At 57.8% G+C, this 18311-nt stretch carries 15 protein-coding genes and 1 riboswitch; of the genes, 8 read left to right on the plus strand and 7 right to left on the minus strand.

What is annotated here, in order from left to right:
- Window positions 1-81: 81 nt before the first annotated feature.
- From ACMGEE_RS02205 to ltnD, 4 genes are read right to left on the minus strand one after another with little or no spacing between them, the layout of a single operon-like run.
- Complete coding sequence (locus tag ACMGEE_RS02205; RefSeq protein WP_253454099.1) at window positions 82-867, minus strand: HPr family phosphocarrier protein; 786 nt, start codon at window positions 865-867, stop codon at window positions 82-84.
- Window positions 867-1493, minus strand: coding sequence for a 3-oxo-tetronate 4-phosphate decarboxylase (gene otnC, locus ACMGEE_RS02210; RefSeq protein ID WP_253454101.1), 627 nt, complete (start codon window positions 1491-1493; stop codon window positions 867-869). Before otnC ends, ACMGEE_RS02205 begins: the two co-directional genes overlap by 1 nt.
- Entirely contained in the window at window positions 1490-2755 is a 1266-nt protein-coding gene (gene otnK, locus ACMGEE_RS02215) for a 3-oxo-tetronate kinase (protein ID WP_253454103.1), read from the minus strand. Before otnK ends, otnC begins: the two co-directional genes overlap by 4 nt.
- Window positions 2752-3657: an L-threonate dehydrogenase gene (ltnD, locus tag ACMGEE_RS02220; RefSeq protein WP_253454105.1), complete on the minus strand. Its 906-nt coding sequence runs from the start codon at window positions 3655-3657 to the stop codon at window positions 2752-2754. The genes otnK and ltnD overlap by 4 nt, the downstream gene beginning before the upstream one ends.
- Before the next feature lie 255 nt (window positions 3658-3912).
- On the opposite strand from ltnD, the gene ygbI reads away from it, so the two are divergent.
- From ygbI to mqo, 5 genes are all read left to right on the plus strand, one after another.
- On the plus strand, window positions 3913-4674 hold the full coding sequence (gene ygbI / locus ACMGEE_RS02225) for a DNA-binding transcriptional repressor YgbI (RefSeq protein WP_301250800.1): 762 nt from the start codon (window positions 3913-3915) through the stop codon (window positions 4672-4674).
- Window positions 4675-4749: 75 nt separating this feature from the next.
- Entirely contained in the window at window positions 4750-5700 is a 951-nt protein-coding gene (locus tag ACMGEE_RS02230; RefSeq protein ID WP_436829594.1) for an Rpn family recombination-promoting nuclease/putative transposase, read from the plus strand.
- 193 nt (window positions 5701-5893) lie between these two features.
- Window positions 5894-7678, plus strand: a complete 1785-nt coding sequence (treZ, locus tag ACMGEE_RS02235) for a malto-oligosyltrehalose trehalohydrolase (RefSeq protein WP_436829595.1) — start codon at window positions 5894-5896, stop codon at window positions 7676-7678.
- On the plus strand, window positions 7675-10188 hold the full coding sequence (gene treY, locus ACMGEE_RS02240; RefSeq protein ID WP_436829596.1) for a malto-oligosyltrehalose synthase: 2514 nt from the start codon (window positions 7675-7677) through the stop codon (window positions 10186-10188). Before treZ ends, treY begins: the two co-directional genes overlap by 4 nt.
- Before the next feature lie 285 nt (window positions 10189-10473).
- Entirely contained in the window at window positions 10474-12126 is a 1653-nt protein-coding gene (gene mqo, locus ACMGEE_RS02245) for a malate dehydrogenase (quinone) (RefSeq protein WP_253454115.1), read from the plus strand.
- 156 nt (window positions 12127-12282) lie between these two features.
- Here mqo and ACMGEE_RS02250 read toward each other — a convergent pair whose 3' ends face one another.
- The 3 genes from ACMGEE_RS02250 to ACMGEE_RS02260 form a co-directional block, all read right to left on the minus strand.
- Window positions 12283-12483, minus strand: coding sequence for a hypothetical protein (locus tag ACMGEE_RS02250; RefSeq protein WP_253454117.1), 201 nt, complete (start codon window positions 12481-12483; stop codon window positions 12283-12285).
- A 269-nt stretch (window positions 12484-12752) separates the two neighbouring features.
- Window positions 12753-13178 (minus strand): nucleoside triphosphatase NudI, encoded by a 426-nt coding sequence (gene nudI, locus ACMGEE_RS02255; RefSeq protein WP_253454119.1) that lies wholly within the window; start codon window positions 13176-13178, stop codon window positions 12753-12755.
- Window positions 13179-13499: 321 nt separating this feature from the next.
- The gene (locus ACMGEE_RS02260; protein WP_253454121.1) at window positions 13500-15821 is read right to left on the minus strand and encodes an FdhF/YdeP family oxidoreductase; all 2322 of its coding nucleotides are present in this window, start codon (window positions 15819-15821) and stop codon (window positions 13500-13502) included.
- Window positions 15822-16002: 181 nt separating this feature from the next.
- A riboswitch (TPP riboswitch) is annotated at window positions 16003-16105 on the plus strand.
- Window positions 16106-16150: 45 nt separating this feature from the next.
- On the opposite strand from ACMGEE_RS02260, the gene ACMGEE_RS02265 reads away from it, so the two are divergent.
- The 3 genes from ACMGEE_RS02265 to ACMGEE_RS02275 are packed head-to-tail and all read left to right on the plus strand — an operon-like array spanning window position 16151 to window position 18296.
- On the plus strand, window positions 16151-16837 hold the full coding sequence (locus ACMGEE_RS02265) for a TenA family protein (RefSeq protein ID WP_436829597.1): 687 nt from the start codon (window positions 16151-16153) through the stop codon (window positions 16835-16837).
- Entirely contained in the window at window positions 16834-17553 is a 720-nt protein-coding gene (locus ACMGEE_RS02270; protein ID WP_436829598.1) for an ABC transporter ATP-binding protein, read from the plus strand. Before ACMGEE_RS02265 ends, ACMGEE_RS02270 begins: the two co-directional genes overlap by 4 nt.
- The gene (locus ACMGEE_RS02275) at window positions 17550-18296 is read left to right on the plus strand and encodes an ABC transporter permease (RefSeq protein ID WP_369894714.1); all 747 of its coding nucleotides are present in this window, start codon (window positions 17550-17552) and stop codon (window positions 18294-18296) included. Before ACMGEE_RS02270 ends, ACMGEE_RS02275 begins: the two co-directional genes overlap by 4 nt.
- The last annotated feature ends 15 nt before the right edge of the window (window positions 18297-18311 follow it).

Genomic DNA, 18311 nt, shown 5'->3' on the forward strand with positions numbered 1-18311 from the left:
CTTCTATTCTTATCGTTTTAACAGACCCGGTGCAGGTAAAGGGTGAGGTAAACCGGCGCGAAGGCGCCGGGTAACACAGGCTTAGCGTTTTTTCGCCCAGGGTTTAAACCAGCCAAGCCCGGCGAGCGTGCCGTTGCGTGGAATATATTCGCAGCCTACCCAGCCGTCGTAGCCCACGTCATCCAGCAGGGTAAACAGCCACGGGTAGTTGATTTCGCCCTCGTCCGGCTCGTGGCGATCCGGTGCAGAGGCGATCTGCACGTGACGATAGCGCCCAGCGTTTTCCCGGATCAGGTGGCTCAGGTTGCCGTCCACCATCTGCGCGTGAAACAGGTCGAGCTGGGTGAAGACGTTTGGCCGATCGATACGCGCCATCATCGCCAGCGTCTGATACTGGCTGGCATAGAGATAGTTGGGCTTGATTTTGGGGCCGAGCGCCTCCAGCAGGATGGTGATGCCGTGCGGCGCAAAACGGTCGGCCGCATAGTGAATATTGCTGATAAACGTCTGCTCGCAGGCCGCGCGATCCATGCCTTCCTGCACCACGCCAGCCATGATATGCACCTGCGAGACGTTCAGCGCCAGCGCATACTCCAGCGCGCTGTCGATATCGGCGCGGGCATCGGCTTCGCGCCCCGGGATCGCCGTTACGCCCCATTCTCCTGACTGCACGTCGCGCGGCGCGGTGTTAAACAGCACCAGCTTAAGGTTATGTTCATCCAGCCGCGCTTTTAGCTGTTGCGCCGGGTAGTCATAGGGAAACAGAAATTCCACGGCCTCGAAACCGGCGTCGGCCGCCGCGGCAAAGCGATCCAGGAAAGGCACTTCGGTAAACTGGGTGGAAATATTGGCTGCAAACTTCGGCATTATCGGCTCCTTAACTCGTCAACTTCGGCCTCGCTGAGGTAGCGGATCGCGCGGTCGCCCAGCGTGAAAATCAGGCGCGCCGTCTCTTCCAGCTCTTCCGTATTATCCGCCGCCTCGCGCAGCGAGCTGCCTACCACTACCGAGCCGTGGTTCGCCAGTAGAAAGCCGCGATAGCGCCCCGCCAGCGCGGCGAGATCGTCTGCCAGCCGCGTATCGCCCGGCCGGTAATAAGGCACGACAGGCACATCGCCGACGCGCATCACCACATAAGGCGTAAACGGTCGGATACAGTTCTGCCGATCCAGATCTTCCAGACAGGAGAGCGCGGTCAGATAGTGGCTGTGCAGGTGCACCACCGCTTTGCAGTCGGGATCGTTCAGATAAAGCGCCCGGTGAAAGGCGATCTCTTTGGAGGGCTTGTCGCCGGCGATCCATTCGCCCTGCGGCGTCACTTTAGACAGGCGATCGCCGTCCAGTTCGCCCAGACAGGAGCCGGTCGGCGTCGCCAGCAGATTACCGTCCTCCAGCAGCACAGAAAGGTTGCCGGCAGAGCCGGTAGCGTAGCCGCGCTGGAAAAAAGAGGCGCCCAGCTTCACCATCTCCTGGCGGGCCTGTTGTTCTGTCATGATGAAAACTCCGTTTGCGCGCGGCGGAAAAACTGCTCGTCGCCAAAATTGCCTGACTTCAGCGCCAGCGACAGCGGCTGATGAATATCCCTTACCCAGGGCACGCCGGGGGAAATGGTCGGGCCGATATGGAAAGCGGTCACGTCCAGGCTCTGCGCCACCACGCCGGAAGTTTCGCCGCCCGCTACGATAAAGCGTTGCCAGCCGCGCGCCTTCAGGTTGCGGGTCACGGCGGCGAACAGGGTTTCTACCGCCTCGCTGCTGCGCTGTGCACCGTATTGCTGCTGAATAAGCTGTAGCTGTTGCGCATCCGCCGTGGCGTAAAGCATCGGCGCCAGCGGCCGGGCGTTTTGATCGGCAACCCAGTCGGCAAGCTCGCGGGCATAGTCGTCTACATTGTCCAGACAGCGGCTGACCTCTACTTCACGCGCGGGAGCCTGCTGACGATAGGCGTTGACCTGCCGGTTGGTCATCTGCGAGCAGGAGCCGGAAATCACCACCGCGCGCTCGCCGCGTGGACGCCCTGCCGTTTCGGCCTCGTTACCAAGGTTTTGCGTAGTGGCCCACTGGCGCGCCAGCCCGATAGCCAGGCCGGAGCCGCCGGTGACCAGGCGCATCTCGCGCAGCGCCTCGCCCTGGGTCAGTAAATGCTGCTCGCTGAGCGCATCCAGCACCACATAATTCACCCCGGCGGCCTTCAGCTCGCTTAGTTTTTCGCGCACCGCTTCGGCACCGAGGTCCAGCGTGGCGGCGGCAATCAGGCCCGCTTTGCCCTTAGCCTGACGCGCCATCAGGCGCAGCAGATTGCTGTCCGTCATCGGCGTGACCGGATGATGACGCATCCCCGACTCCGACAGCAGCTGTTCGCCGACAAACAGATGGCCCTGATAGACGGTGCGGCCGTTCACCGGCAGCGCCGGACAGATAGCCGTCTGCGTTTCGCCAAGCTCATATAGCAGCGCGTCGGTGACCGGGCCGATATTGCCTTTCTCCGTACTGTCGAAGGTGGAGCAGTATTTAAAATAGAAACGATCGCAGCCCTGCTCCCGGAGCCAGCGCAGCGCGGCCAGCGACTGGTCAACCGCCTGCTCAACCGGGCAGGAGCGCGACTTCAGGCTGATAACGATCGCCTGCGCGGCAAGGCTTTCCTGCTGTTCAGGCACGCCGTTAAACTGGATGGTGGCCAGGCCGTTCTGCGTCAGAAAGCTGGCGATATCGGTCGCGCCGGTAAAGTCGTCGGCAATCACTCCTAAACGCGTCATGCCTGCTCCTTGCCCTGAGGCAGCGTGATACCGCTGAAAATCTTGATCACCGCGCTGTCGTCTTCACGGCCATAGCCGGCGTTGCTGGCTTCGGTAAACATGTTCAGCGCGGTAGAGGCCAGCGGCAGCGGAAACTGCAGCGCTTTTGCCGTCTCGGCCACCAGGTTGAGATCTTTCACAAAGATATCGACTGCGGATTTCGGGCTGTAGTCGCCGTCGACCACGTGGCGCATCCGGTTCTCAAACATCCATGAGTTGCCCGCCGCATTGGTGACGACCTCATACATGGTATCCAGTGGGATACCGGCGCGGGCGGCCATCGCCATCGCTTCCGCTCCCACCGCGATATGCACGCCAGCCAGCAGCTGATGAATAATTTTTACGGTGGATCCCAGGCCGATTTCGCTGCCGACGCGGTAGACTTTTGCCGCCACCGCCTCCAGCACCGGCTGCAAACGTTCAAACGCGGCATCGCTGCCGGAGGCCATCACCGTCATCTCACCGGTTGCCGCTTTGGCCGCGCCGCCGGAAACGGGCGCGTCCAGCATCAGCAGCTGATGCTGCGCCAGCCGCTGTTCAATCTGCTGCGCGTCCTGCGCAGAGATAGTGGACGACACCATCACCACCGTGCCCGGCTTCAGCCTGGCGGCCAGGCCATTATCGCCGAATAAAATAGCGTTAACCTGTTTAGCGTTGACCACCAGCAGCAGCACGGCCTCAAGCTGATCGACGAACCCGTCGGCGGCGGTTTGCGCATCGCGGGCGCCCGCCTGGCGCAGCGTTTCCAGCGCCGCTGGATTAAGATCGACGCCCCAGGTGTTCAGCCCCGCACGAATGCAGGAGGCGGCTGCGCCCATCCCCATCGACCCTAAACCGATTACGCAAACGTTTTGAATTGGCACCGTGGCCTCCGTTGTTAAATTAAGTGATTATTTGTTCAATGTTGTTAATCGTGCCAGCTTATCGGATGAATAAATGTGCCGCGCATCACAAATTGAAGGCGGCGAACAAAAAAGAACATTTCTTCACAAGCGCTGTCAGCACTGAATCTTGAGGCGAAAAGGCGGAACCACACCGCAGAACCGGCAAATTTTCTATTCGCGCGGCCATCCCTTTCCATTACAATGTGAAAAATTGATAATTTCACAGGAGCAGACGTGATCCCGGTTGAACGACATCAGCAGATCCTGGCGATGGTGGCCGAACGCGGCGTGGTGAGCTTTTCGGAACTGAGCGAACGGCTGGGCGTATCGCATATGACCATTCGACGCGACGTGCAGAAGCTGGAGGAACAAGGCGCGCTGCTGGCGGTATCCGGCGGCGTGCGTTCGGCGGAACGGCTGGCGGCGGAACCGTCGCACCAGACCAAAACCTCGCTCTATAATGCGGAGAAAAATGCGATTGGCCGCCGCGCCGCGCAGCATATTCCCCGCAACAGCTGTATTTATATTGATGCGGGCACCACCACGCTGGCGCTGGCCGGCGAGCTGCTGGATCGCGACGACCTGCTGGTGGTGACCAACGACTTTATGGTGGCGGCCTTGCTGATGGAGAAAAGCCGCTGTCGGCTGATCCACACCGGCGGCACGGTATGCCGCGAAAATCGTTCCTGCGTCGGGGAAAGCGCGGCGCGCAGCCTGCGCCATCTCGCTATTGATATCGCTTTTATTTCTGCATCCTGCTGGGGGCCGCGAGGCCTCTTTACCCCGGACGAGGACAAGGTCACGGTAAAGCAGGCGGTGTGCGACGTCAGCAGCAAGCGCGTACTGCTCAGCGACAGCTCCAAATACAATAAAATCGCCACGTTTATGGCGCTGCCGCTGGAGATCTTCGACACCATCGTCACCGATAGCCGCCTGAGTGCTCAGGCGCGCGAAGCGCTGGGCGAAGGAAACTGGAAGCTGGCTCTCGCGGATTAACCTGCGTGGCGGTCAGTCGGCGGCTGGTGCGCTATAGTGCGGCCAAAGGAAAGCCGGACAGCAGTGGAGGCTGGTATGCCCGCCAGAAAAAGGAAAAAAATCACCCGCACGCCGCACGATGCGGTTTTTAAGCAATTTCTGACCGATCCCGCTGTCGCGAAAGATTTTATGGCGCAGCATCTGTCCGAGTCGGTGCGGGCCGCCTGCGATTTTTCGACTCTGCGGCTGGCGTCCGGCAGCTTTGTTGAAGAGAGCCTGCGCGCCTGCTTCAGCGATGTGCTTTATAGCCTGAAAACCGCCGGCGGCGACGGCTATATTTATGTGCTGATTGAACACCAGTCGACGCCCGATCGTCATATGGCCTTCCGGCTGCTGCGCTACACGGTTGCCGTGATGCAGCGCCATCTGGACGCCGGTCACACTAAGCTGCCGCTGGTGATCCCGGTGCTGTTTTATAACGGCAAACGGTCGCCCTATCCTTTTTCGACCCACTGGCTTCATGGATTTACCGATCCCGATATGGCGGGCAGGATCTATGGCACCCATTTCCCCCTTGTCGACGTCACGGCGATCCCCGATGACGAGATTGTGCATCACCGGAAGATGGCGGCGCTGACGCTGGTACAAAAGCATATTCACCAGCGCGATATGACGGACCTGTTGGACAGGCTGACCGCGTTGATTTTAGCGGGAGATCTCACAGAACAGCATTTGATTTCACTGGTAAACTATTTATTGCTTGCAGGTGAAGCTTCAGACGCAAAGGTATTTGTACAGCAGCTGGCACAGCGCGTGCCGCAACACGAGGAGAAACTGATGACTATCGCACAGCAGCTCAAGCAAACAGGCGTTCAGGAAGGGATGAAAATGGGCGTCGAAAAAGGAATGCGTAAAGGAATGCGGCTCGGTCGAAAAGCGGAGGCGCGCAATATCGCCCGGGCGATGCTGCTGCAGGGATTTGACCTTCAGGCCGTGGCAACGCTAACCGGGCTGAGCAAGGTTGAACTGGCGCAGCTTTACCCGTGATTTTTCCACCAGGCCTGTAATAAGCACGTCCGGGCCGTCGCCAGGCCCGGCAAAACCCAACCTCATCCTGCTTTTTGCGCCCTGCCGCATACCCTTCACTTTCTACGCAATAGTCTATGATTTCTTCAAAGCTTACATCGCACTCCTTGCGATGTCGTCTATCGCTCACCGCTGTGCTTAAAGAGGCTATTGAATGGGATCCGGAACATTTAGTAAGAGCTGGGGGGCCGAGTATGTGGCCGACGGTAAGATTCGTTTTCGCCTTTGGGCTACCGGGCAAAAAAGCGTCACGCTCAGGCTGGCCGGAAAAGATATGGCCATGTCCGCCAGCGGCGACGGCTGGTTTGAGGCGGAGGTTAGCGAGGTAGCGCCCGGCGCGGAATACAACTTTGTGCTTGCCGACGGCATGGTGGTGCCGGATCCGGCATCGCGTGCGCAAAAGGCGGACGTTAACGGCCCCTCTGTGGTTATCGATCCCGCAAGCTATAGCTGGCAGCATGAATGGCGCGGTCGTCCGTGGATTGAAACGGTGGTGTACGAAATGCATATCGGCACCTTTACCCCGGAAGGCACCTTTCGGGCCGCCATAGAGAAACTGCCTCACCTGGCGGAGCTGGGTATCACCATGCTGGAAGTGCTGCCCGTTTCGCAGTTTGGCGGCAATCGCGGCTGGGGCTACGACGGCGTGCTGCTTTACGCGCCGCACTCCGCTTACGGCACGCCGGACGATTTCAAAGCCTTTATCGACGCCGCGCACGGTCATGGCCTGTCGGTGGTGCTTGATATCGTCCTGAACCATTTTGGCCCGGAAGGCAACTACCTGCCGCTGCTGGCGCCTGACTTCTTTCATAAAGAGCGCATGACTCCCTGGGGAGCCGGAATCGCTTATGACGTCGCGGCGGCTCGCGACTATATGGTGGAAGCGCCGCTGTACTGGCTACAGGAGTACAATCTGGACGGGCTGCGTTTTGACGCCATCGATCAGATTGAAGACACCTCGGAAAAACATGCGCTGATCGCTATCGCCGAACGTATTCGTGCAGAAATCACCGACCGGCCGGTTCACCTCACCACCGAGGACAGCCGTAACGTCATTTTCCTGCACCCGCGTGAAGAGGACGGCAGCGTGCCGCTGTTTACCGGCGAGTGGAACGATGATTTCCATAACGCCATTCACGTTTTCGCCACCGGCGAAACCCACGCCTACTATCGCGACTTCGCTAACGAGCCGGAAAAGCTTATTGCGCGCATTCTGACGGAAGGCTTCGCTTATCAGGGCGAAGTCTCGGCGCAGTCGGGTGAAAAACGCGGCGTGAAAAGTTCAGGTCAGCCGCCGGTCGCTTTTGTCGATTTTATTCAGAACCATGACCAGACGGGCAACCGCGCCCAGGGCGACAGGCTGATCCAGCTGGCGGGCGCCGATCGCACCAAAGTGCTGCTGGCCACGCTGCTCTGCTCGCCGCATATTCCCCTGCTGTTTATGGGCGAAGAGTACGGCGAAACCCGGCCTTTCCTGTTCTTTACCGATTTCCACGGCGATCTGGCTAAAGCGGTGCGCGAAGGGCGCGCGCGTGAATTCCAGGGCCATGCCGGACATGAAGACGAAAGCGTGCCCGATCCTAATGCCAAAAGCACGTTTGACGCTTCAAAGCTGGACTGGCAAAAAACGCAAAGCCCGCAGGGACAGGCGTGGCTGGCATTGACCAAAGAGCTGCTGGCCGTGCGGCAGCGCTATATCGTGCCGCTGCTCACCACTGCAGGCGGCAACAGCGGCAAAGTGCTGCAAACCGCCGCCGGTTTCGTCGCTGTCAGCTGGACGTTCCCTCAGGGCACGCTGTCGATCGCGCTGAATATCGGCGAGAAAACCCAGCCCGTGCCGGACATGCCGGGCGAGACGATTTTTAGCTGGCCGCAGGCCATCACCGAGCTGCCCCAGCATGCCATCCTTGTTCGCCTTGCTCCGGGAGAAACCGCGTGACTATTCCAGCCTCGACCTACCGTATCCAGTTCCGCAGCGGCATGACTTTCGATCGGGCCGCCGCGCTTGTTCCCTATCTGAAACAGCTGGGCATTAGTCATCTCTACGCGTCGCCCATTTTTACCGCGCTTTCCGGCTCTACCCACGGTTACGATGTTATCAACGCCAATGAAATCGATCCGGCGATTGGCGGCCGTGAGGGCTTCGATCGTCTGGTGAAAACGCTGCAACAGGCTGGCCTGGGGCTGATCATCGATATCGTGCCGAACCATATGGCCTCATCGCTGGAAAACGCCTGGTGGCGCGACGTGGTAGAGCACGGCGAAAACAGCCGCTACGCCCACCATTTTGATATCGACTGGTCACGTCGTCTGACGCTGCCTTTCCTTGGCGATGATTTTGAGGTGGAGCTTGAAAACGGCGCTATCGCGGTTAAACCCGATCCGCAAACCGGGAAACCGGCGCTGGCTTACTACGAACATTTCTATCCGCTGACGCCTGCAAGCTGGCAGGATCGGGCGGAGGCGGTGCTGCAACTCACCGACAAAGCCGATATCGCTGCGCTGCACGACAGCCAGCCCTACAGGCTGATGTCCTGGCGGGACGCGCCGCGCGACCTCTCCTTCCGCCGCTTTTTTGAAATCACGGGGCTGGCCGGCGTGCGGGTGGAGGATAAGGCGGTGTTCGATGATGCGCACCAGCTGATCCTCGAGCTGGTGCGCAGCGGCGCGGTGCAGGGCCTGCGCGTTGACCACGTCGACGGGCTGGCCGATCCTAAAAGCTATCTGGAACGGCTGCGTCAGGAAGCCGGACCGGATTGCTATATCACGGTAGAAAAGATCCTGGCTAAGGGCGAGCATCTGCCTGCCGACTGGCCTGTCTCCGGCACCACTGGGTATGAATTTATTGCTTCCCTGTCCGAAGCGCTGGTGGACGGCAAACATATTCGTCAGCTGCGGCAGGCCTATGAAACGCTGCTGGGCAAGCCGGTTGACGTGCAGGCGGAGCTGCGCGCGGCCAAAATGCTGATGGCGACCCGCAACTTCGCCGGTGAAGCGACCAGGCTTTTGCAGCTTGCCACCACTATCGCCGCCGCCGATAACGAGCCGCTGGAAGAGAAAGCGCTGTTGACGGCGCTGCGGGAGCTGCTGGTCGCCTTCCCCGTTTACCGCACTTACGGCACAACAGAGGGGCTGCCGCCCGAAGATGCCGACCTGCTGCTGAAAGTAGCGGACGAGGTGCGCCAGGGCGTTAAGGCACCGGATCCCGAGGCGCTGGGCTTTTTAACGCGGATTATGGCGGGCGAAGTTTCCGCTGCCGCCAGTGACGACGCCGCCAGCTTCCGCACCCGCCTCCAGCAGCTGACCGGGCCGCTGATGGCAAAATCGGTCGAGGACACGCTGTTTTTCCGCCTGCATATGGCGCTGGCGCTGAATGAGGTCGGCGCGGAGCCGATGCCGGATGACTTCTCGCCGGAACGTTTCCACCAGGAGATGCAGGAGCGGCTGGCCCGTCAGCCGGACGCCCTTTCCGGCACCTCTACCCACGACACCAAGCGTGGCGAAGATGCGCGAGCGCGCCTCTATACGCTGAGCGAAGCGCCGGAGCGCTGGGCGGAGTGCGTCTCTCGCTGGCGGCAAGGCAACCAGTCTCAGGTGGTGCAGCTTAAGGACGGCCCTGCGCCAAAACCCGCCGTGGAGTGGATGCTGTACCAGTCGCTGGCGGGCGCATGGCCCACCGATCTGGCGCCTGATGATGCTGAAGGCCTCAAGGCGCTGGAGGAGCGCTTTACCGGCTTTGTAGAAAAAGCGCTGCGTGAGGCGAAGCTGCGCACCGATTGGGCCGACAGCAACGAAACCTATGAAAATGCCGTGCTCGACTATGTGCGTCATCTGCTGTCGCCCGATAATCAGGCTTTTTTGCAGGACTTCACCGCGTCGCTCCAGCCCTTTATCCACGCAGGCCTTGTTAACAGCCTGACCCAGACGGCCATCAAGCTGACCGCACCGGGCGTGCCGGATATTTATCAGGGCAGCGAAACGCTGGATCTGAGCCTAGTGGATCCCGACAACCGTCGCGAGCCGGATTTCGCCGCGCTGGAGCAGCTGTTAAATCAGGTTGAGCAGGTCGATCCCGCTAATGAAGCGCACTGGCTGGACGGTCGCCTGAAGCAGCAGCTGATTGCTAAAGTGCTGCCCCTGCGTCAGCAGCTGCCGGATCTGTTTCGTAAAGGCGACTATCTGCCGCTGAGCGCCACGGGTCAGCAGGCGGAGAACGTGCTGGCTTTTGGTCGAGCCAACGACGAGGCGGCGCTGATTGTGATCCTGCCCCGCCTTGTGTTTAACCGATTGCAGGAGGCGCACTGGGCGCCGGCGGAAATCGCCCTGCCGGAGGCGCTGGCTGGCCGACGCTATATCAATCTGATCAGTGGCGCAGAATCTGCGCTGGAGACAAGCTTTAGCCTGGCGGGAGGCGATCGGCGGATGCCGGTTATTCTGCTTAGCCGGTAAAGCTGACTCTACAGCACAAGGACGTGCTGCTGTAACTTATCCCTATAGTTAACGCTGGTATTACGGAAGCTGCCGCTAATTTGCATTAACGCTTGCCGAAAGCGGCATGTCTGAACCATCTCGTAACAGATGCTCCGCTTTTTCCTGCCCATTTGTAACTAAATTAACTAAAATATGACATTTTTTAGTTTTGTAACTAAAAACACATACAATCTGCCATAACAATATTTTAATATTTATGGACACTTTTTAACTAATGTCAAATCCCGACTATCGACACCTGCCATGATTAAATCAAAAAAACTGATTACCTCAGTTTCGCTGTCTGCGTTACTGATTTCTACAGCAATCCATGCTGAAACTGCACCAGAGAAAACCGACGTTCTGCTGATCGGCGGCGGCATCATGAGCGCCTCGCTGGGCACGATGCTGGAAGACGTTCAGCCAGACTGGAAACAGATTATGGTTGAGAAGCTCGACGGCGTCGCCCTTGAGTCTTCCAACGGCTGGAACAACGCCGGTACCGGCCACTCCGCCAATATGGAGCTGAACTATACGCCTGAGCGTGCCGACGGCACCATCGACGTCAGCAAGGCGCTGGAGATCAACGAAGCCTTTATGATCTCTCGCCAGTTCTGGACTTCTCAGGTGAAAAACGGCGTGCTGAACAACCCGCACTCCTTTATCAACTCTACGCCGCACATGAGCTTTGTCTGGGGCGACGACAACGTTGAGTTCCTGAGCAAGCGCTATGCTGCGCTGCAGAAAACCACCCTGTTCCAGGGCATGAAGTTCTCTACCGATCAGGATCAGATCAAACAGTGGGCGCCGCTGGTTATTGAAGGCCGCGATCCTAAGCAGAAAGTCGCGGCCACCTGGACGCCGGTAGGCACCGACGTTAACTACGGTGAGATCACTCGTCAGCTGACCGCCAGCCTGAAGAAAAACAGCAACTTTAAGCTGGAAACCTCTTCAGAAGTGACCGACTTTAAGCGTAACAGCGACAACTCCTGGCACGTGACCATCAAAGACGTGAAAAACGGCGGCGAACGCGCGATTGACGCGAAATATGTCTTTATCGGTGCTGGCGGCGGCGCGCTGAAGCTGCTGCAAAAAACCGGCATTCCGGAAGCGGACAACTATGCAGGCTTCCCGGTTGGCGGCTCTTTCCTGGTCACCGAGAATCCGGCCATTACCAGCCGTCACCTGCAAAAAGTGTACGGTCAGGCTTCCGTAGGCGCACCGCCAATGTCCGTTCCGCATATCGATGCGCGTAACCTGGACGGTAAGCGTGTGGTACTGTTTGGGCCGTTCGCGACCTTCTCTACCAAGTTCCTGAAAAACGGTTCGCTGTTCGATCTGCTGAGCACCACCACCACCAGCAACTTTATGCCGATGACCCACGTGGGCATGGATAACTTTGACCTGGTGAAATACCTGATTGGTCAGGTCATGCTGAGCGACGACGACCGTTTTGCCGCGCTGAAAGAGTACTATCCGGACGCGAAGAAAGAAGACTGGAAACTGATCCAGGCGGGTCAACGCGTGCAGATCATCAAGAAAGATGCGGATAAAGGCGGCGTGCTGAAGCTGGGTACAGAAATTGTGACCGATCAGCAGAAAACCGTGGCGGCCCTGCTGGGCGCATCGCCAGGCGCTTCGACTGCGGCACCTATCGCTATCAACGTGATGAAGAAGCTGTTCCCGGAGCAGTTCAACTCGCCGGAATGGCAGGAAAAGATCCATAAAGTGGTGCCAACCTACGGCCAGACGCTGAACGGTAACACCGAGCTGACGCAGCATGTCTGGGATGACACCGCGGCCACGCTGCAGCTGACCAAGCCACCGGTTATCAAGATGCCTGCTCAGGAGCCTGCGCAGTCCACCATTACTGGCCAGGCTGAGAAAACGCCAGCCCAGCACGATATGGCGCTGTAAATCCTGTTTCCCGCGCCGGATGGCGCGGGGATCTTTTCAATGATGTGTTTAGAAAAAATGCTGATTGATCGCCTCCTTAAACTATTCTGATTATTTTGCCGAACGTCCCTGAATCCCATTTTCAATAGTATCGATTAAACACCTGGATTTTCTCTTTTAACTCCACCAGCCTAATGATTTTCCCAAAACGTACAGCGCGTTTCCTAACGCTGCGCCTATCGCACCGCTTTGCCAGCCATCATAATCTTTAATTCCGCCGCGGGTTGTTAGCGTTGTTTCGGTTTCAGTCAGGCCACTGGTAATGCTATCGCTTCCTCCGTTTACGTAAATTAACTCTGAAGCATCAAGTTCTCTCATAGAAGTATCCTTCAGGCTGATGGCAACCAGCAGGTATAATGTTCGAAAGAGAAACTATCCCTGCGTCTGCGCGCAAAAGCGCCTGTAGCACAGGCTATCGGGAAATTAAGAAAGCCTGTTGAAAGAAAAAGTAGTGGTGAAAAATCAGTTTGTGAAGCAAGCGAAAGTAAAAATTTTAGTTAAGGAAATATTTAACAGATAATTTTGATTTTAATCAAAAATAAGGGGGCTCACATCCTAATAAACCGGGCTAGCGGCCGGGCAGGCCTCTAAATAAGCCCCTTGTGGGCAAATGTGATACGAGTCGCTTCATTCAGATCCATAGCTTTTAAGGTTTCAGGGGGGACCCATGCGATTTCCTGAAACTCCTCGTTAAAAGTAATATTTCGATTAGTACTGATGCAGTCAAATATAAGATAAATCATATAAATTTCTTCAGTTTTGCCATCCGGGTACGTTTTGGTTCGGATGTCATCACGAAAAGTCCAGGGCTGAATATCTGTGATGCATAGCTCCTCGCCTAACTCTTCATTTATTTCGCGCCTCAGGGCTTCTTCCAGTGTTTCGCCCGCCTCCATCCCTCCACCAGGCAAGGCCCACTGCCCCGGAAAAACACCACGATCCGCAGCCATTTTACAAAGCAAATACTCACCTTCGTTTTGAATCACAGGACATACGATTATCCTCTGTCGCATTTTATTTCCTTAATATCGCTATTTATCCATTAAAGTATCAGGAGGTTTTAATATGTTATTGACCTCAACTGAGGTCAGTTTTCCGAAAGGCTATCCGTAATTTCCCGTTTTGATATCTATGCGATTTTATCCGAGTTATGTTCTTTATTACTCTGTGCTGATTACTCGTTTTATTACTGCGGATATTCGGGAAGCTCGGTAACCTCGCAAGAGAAAGGATTGCGTGCTCAGGGTACGCTCAGCTGAAGCAATTTTAAAGCCATTACGTTTATTTTTGCGGGGTCAGGAAGAAAAGGAGAGGTCGCCCCCTCCTTCCCATTTTTAGCGCAGCGTGCCCGACGTTTCGGTCGCTTCTGCGTGCTCCAGCGCGACAGGAATGCTTTTATAAGCCGGAATACCGCTTTCGGTATCGAAGCTGTCCAGCGGCACCAGCACGTTGGCTTCCGGATAGTAGGCCGCGACCGAGCCAGGCGCCATGTCGTAAACCACTATCGTCAGATTATCCAGGCGTCGCGAGGTCTGCTTGCCGTCCGGATCGAGCGCCACCATATGCACCTTGTCGCCGACCCGCAGGCGGCGTTTTTCTGCCTCATCTGCCGAGATAAACAGCACGTCCCGCCTTCCCGTCACGCCGCGATAGCGATCGTTCAGCCCGTACAGCGTGGTGTTGTACTGATCGTGACTGCGCAGCGTCGTCAGCACCAAATCGTGGCACTTCAGCGAACGCGGATCCTCGTTAATGCCCTGCATGATCTTAAACTGCGCTTTACCCGACGGCGTCAGCCATTTGCGTTCCGACGCGGCGTTGTAAAGACGGAAGCCGCCCGGCTGTAGGATCTTGCGGTTAAAATCCTCAAAGGCCGGGAAAACGGCTTCGATAGCCTGGCGGATAAAGCTGTAGTCGCCGATCATTCTGTCCCAGTTCACCTTAGTGTTGGGCAGCGTGGCTTTCGCCAGACCCGCTACGATGGCCGGCTCCGACTTCAGCCATTCCGAAGCGGGCTTCAGCGAGCCGCGCGAGGCGTGCACCATCGACATGGAATCTTCCACGGTCACGCTCTGCTCGCCCGATGCCTGCCTGTCGATTTCGGTTCGGCCAAGCACCGGCAGCAGATAGTTATGTTTGCCCAACAGCAGATGCGAGCGGTTCAGCTTGGTCGCCATATGCACCACCAGATCCAGCTTGCGCATCGCCTCGAAGGTTTGCTGCGGATCGGAGATCGCCTCCGCCAGGTTGCCGCCCAGGCAAAGCAGTGCTTTGGAGTGGCCGTCGCGGATCGCCTGAATAGCCTGCACCGCACCGTGTCCATGTTTCTGCGGCGGCTTAAAGCCAAACACTTTTTCCAGGTTGTCCAGCAGCGACTGCGGCGGGATTTCAGTAATGCCGACGGTACGATCGCCCTGTACGTTAGAGTGGCCGCGCAGTGGGCAGATGCCCGCGCCTTTCTTGCCGATATTGCCACGCATCAACAGCAGGTTAGCGATTTGCTGTACATTTTGCGTGCCGTACTGGTGCTGGGTGATACCCATGCCGTAACAGATAATGGTTCTTTCTGCTTTGGCATACAGGTGGGCAATATTCTGGATCTCTTCAAACGTCATACCGGAGACTTTCAGAATATGCGGCCAGTCGGTGGCATCCAGGTCCGCCTTCAGGGCGTCAAAACCTTCGGTATGTTCGCTGATAAAGCTTTCGTCCAGCACGCCGGGCTCTCCGGCCGCCAGCGCCCGCTCGTGCATCACCAGCAGACACTTCATCACGCCTTTCAGCATGGCGGCATCGCCGCCAACGCGCACTTTGTAATAGGTAGAAGCGAGCGTGGTGGAGCTGAGCGACAGCATTTCTACCGGGCTTTGCGGAGAGGTAAAGCGTTCAAGCCCTCTTTCCCGCAGCGGATTGATCGCCACGATGGTTGCGCCGCGTTTGGAGACTTCACGTAGCGTACCCAGCATGCGTGGATGATTAGTGCCGGGGTTATGGCCGATACACAGCACCAGATCGCAGTGATCGAAATCTTCCAGTTCGATGGTGCCTTTGCCTATGCCGATGGACTGCGGCAGGCCGACGCTGGTCGGCTCATGGCACATATTGGAGCAATCCGGGAAATTATTAGTGCCGTATTCGCGCGCGAACAGCTGCCAGAGAAACGCTGCTTCGTTAGAAGCGCGGCCTGAGGTATAGAACTCCACGCTATCCGGATCTTCGTAGCTTTGCAGCTTTTCGCCGATTTCACGGAAGGCGGTTTCCCATTCTATAGGCTGATAGGTATCGGTGGCCGCATCGTATTTCATCGGGTGAGTCAGACGGCCTTCGCCTTCCAGCTCAAAAGCGTTGCGTTGCCAAAGCTCACTGACGGTATGGGCAGAGAAAAATTCCGGCGTGGTGCGCTTGCTGGTGGCTTCCCAGGAAACGGCCTTGGCGCCATTTTCGCAAAATTCAAAGGAGGAACCGTGCTGAGGATCGGGCCACGCGCAGCCGGGACAATCGAAGCCCTGCGGCTGGTTGACTTTAAACAACGCGATCACGTCCTGTTTGACCGACATCTGGCCGCGGATCGCGTCGGCAACGGCCTTTAACGCTCCCCAACCCCCCGCTGAACCACCGTAAGGCGCTATTCCAATAGTCTTATTTTGTTGTTTCATACGACTCCGCATCACATTACAAACCAGTTTTTAGCTTAGAACAGCATGCGGCTTCCGACCGGTTTTTTGCTTTCAGAATGTTACCGAATGGCGCTATTAATAACCCATAGCGGCCAGCGACCTGAATCCACAATGGTGCTGAGCCTGCGCATTGTAAACAGAAAGTAAATACCGTATAACAATACGCACCGAGGGGTGTCCTGTTACGGGCTGAGATGGCGCAAGCCGAACCCTTTGAACCTGATCTGGGTCATGCCAGCGAAGGGACGGCTGAGCCAGATAACGCACGTTCCCGCGCCTGACCGGATCTCAAGTATTGAGGAGGTTCCGTGTTTGACGGTTTCTACGGACGGCTGCGTCAACAGACCGGCGATCGCTGGCTGCACTATATCCATCACCCTTTTGTTCGCCAGCTGGCTGACGGCACCCTGCCTGCGTCGGCTTTTCGCCGTTACCTTATCCAGGACTATCTGTTCCTTATCCATTTTGCCCGCGCCTACGCGCTGCTGGTCAGCAAATTTCAAACGCTGCCAGAGATGCGTGCGGCAATCCGCTCGCTGAACGCCATCGTCGACGAACTGCCGCTCCACGTGCGCTACTGCGCGCAGTGGGGCCTGACCGGGAAGGCGATGGCGGCGGAAACCGAGGCGCCAGAAACGCTAAATTATACCCGCTATGTGCTGGATATTGGTCACGCGGGCGACGCGCTCGATCTGTTGACCGCCCTGATGCCCTGCGTGGCTGGCTATGCCGAGATCGGCGTCGGCTTGCTGAACGATACGCAAACCGTATTGACCGGCAATCCCTACGCGCCGTGGATTGAAAACTATGGCGCTCCGCTTTACCTGAGCGGCGTGCAGGCTTCGCTGACGCTGTTTGAAAACCTGGCCGCCCAGCGCGGCGGCACGAGCCGCTTTGAGGCGCTGGCGGGAATATTCGCCACCGCGACACGGCTGGAAACGGCATTCTGGCAGATGGGGCTTGATGCTGCCTGCGCTACGCCGGAAGCGCGATGACGCCGGGTATAGAGGTGAAGGCGGTCAGCCTGCATTTTAGCGATCGTACGTTATTTAAGCAGCTGAGCTTTACGCTGGCAGGTGGCCGCTTTACTTCTCTGCTTGGCCCCAGCGGCGTCGGTAAAAGCAGCCTGCTGAAGATCATTGCGGGGCTGCTTGCACCCTCGACAGGATCGGTGCTGGGTAGCGATGGGCTGCCGGTTGTCGGACGCATCGCCTGGATGGGACAGCGGGATCTGCTCTATCCGTGGCTTAGCGCGATCGACAATGTCGCGCTGGGTGCGCGTTTACGCGGCGAGAAAGCTGACAGACAATGGGCAGAACATCTGCTTGAACGCGTGGGCCTGGCTGGCAATGCCGGCGCGCTGCCCGCCACGCTGTCGGGCGGGATGCGTCAGCGTGTCGCGCTCGCCCGGACCTTGTACGAGCGACGGCCCATTGTGCTAATGGATGAACCCTTTTCCGCTCTTGATGCCATTACCCGCGCCCAAATTCAGGCGCTGGCCGCAGAGCTGCTGGCCGACTGCACCGTGCTGCTGATTACGCACGATCCAGTAGAAGCCTGTCGCCTCAGTCATCGCCTGCTGATCCTTTCTGCTGCCGGGCTTAGCGAGCTTCCTGAGCTGGCTGGTCAGCCGCCGCGAGCGCCCGACGATCCCAATTTATTGCGTAGCCAGGCGCAGCTTATGCGCCAGCTGACAGAGGACATGGCATGAATGCAGCAACGATACGCCGTGGCGTCACGGTATTTGTCGGGCTGATGGCGCTGTGGCAGCTGGCCACGCTTGGCAGCATCCCGGCTTTTCTGTTGCCCTCGCCCATCGCCGTGGCTGCGGCTATGCGGGATAACGCTGGCTATCTCGCTTACCACACGCTTATTACCGCTACTGAAATCGCCGGCGGGCTTATCGCGGGCGTGCTGCTCGGCGCCCTGCTGGCGCTGCTGATGACCTTTTCGCCCGGCCTGCAACGCTGGCTGATGCCGCTGGTATTGACCAGCCAGGCGATCCCCGTGTTTGCGCTGGCGCCGCTGCTGGTGCTCTGGTTTGGCTTCGGCATCAGCGCCAAAATTGTGATGGCGATCCTGGTGATTTTTTTCCCGGTTGCCTCCGCTTTTTTTGATGGCTTACGGCGGGTCGAACAGGACTATCTGGATCTGGCGCGCACGATGGGTGCCTCTTCCGCTTCGCAGCTGCGGCATGTGCGGCTGATGGCGGCGCTGCCGGCCTTTGGCTCAGGGCTGCGGATGGCGGTCGCCGTCGCGCCCATTGGTGCGATTGTCGGCGAATGGGTGGGCTCCGCCGAAGGATTGGGGTTTGTAATGCTGAATGCTAACGCGCGAATGCAGAGCGATCTCTGCTTCGCCGCCCTGTTTGTGCTGGTAGCCATGACGATTGCGCTCTGGCTGAGTACCGATATCCTGCTGCGCCGCCTGATCCGCTGGTCGCCGGAGCGTTAATCACCGTAAGGACAA

The sequence above is a fragment of the Erwinia artemisiae genome (genome assembly GCF_051400835.1).
Lineage (GTDB): Bacteria > Pseudomonadota > Gammaproteobacteria > Enterobacterales > Enterobacteriaceae > Erwinia > Erwinia aeris.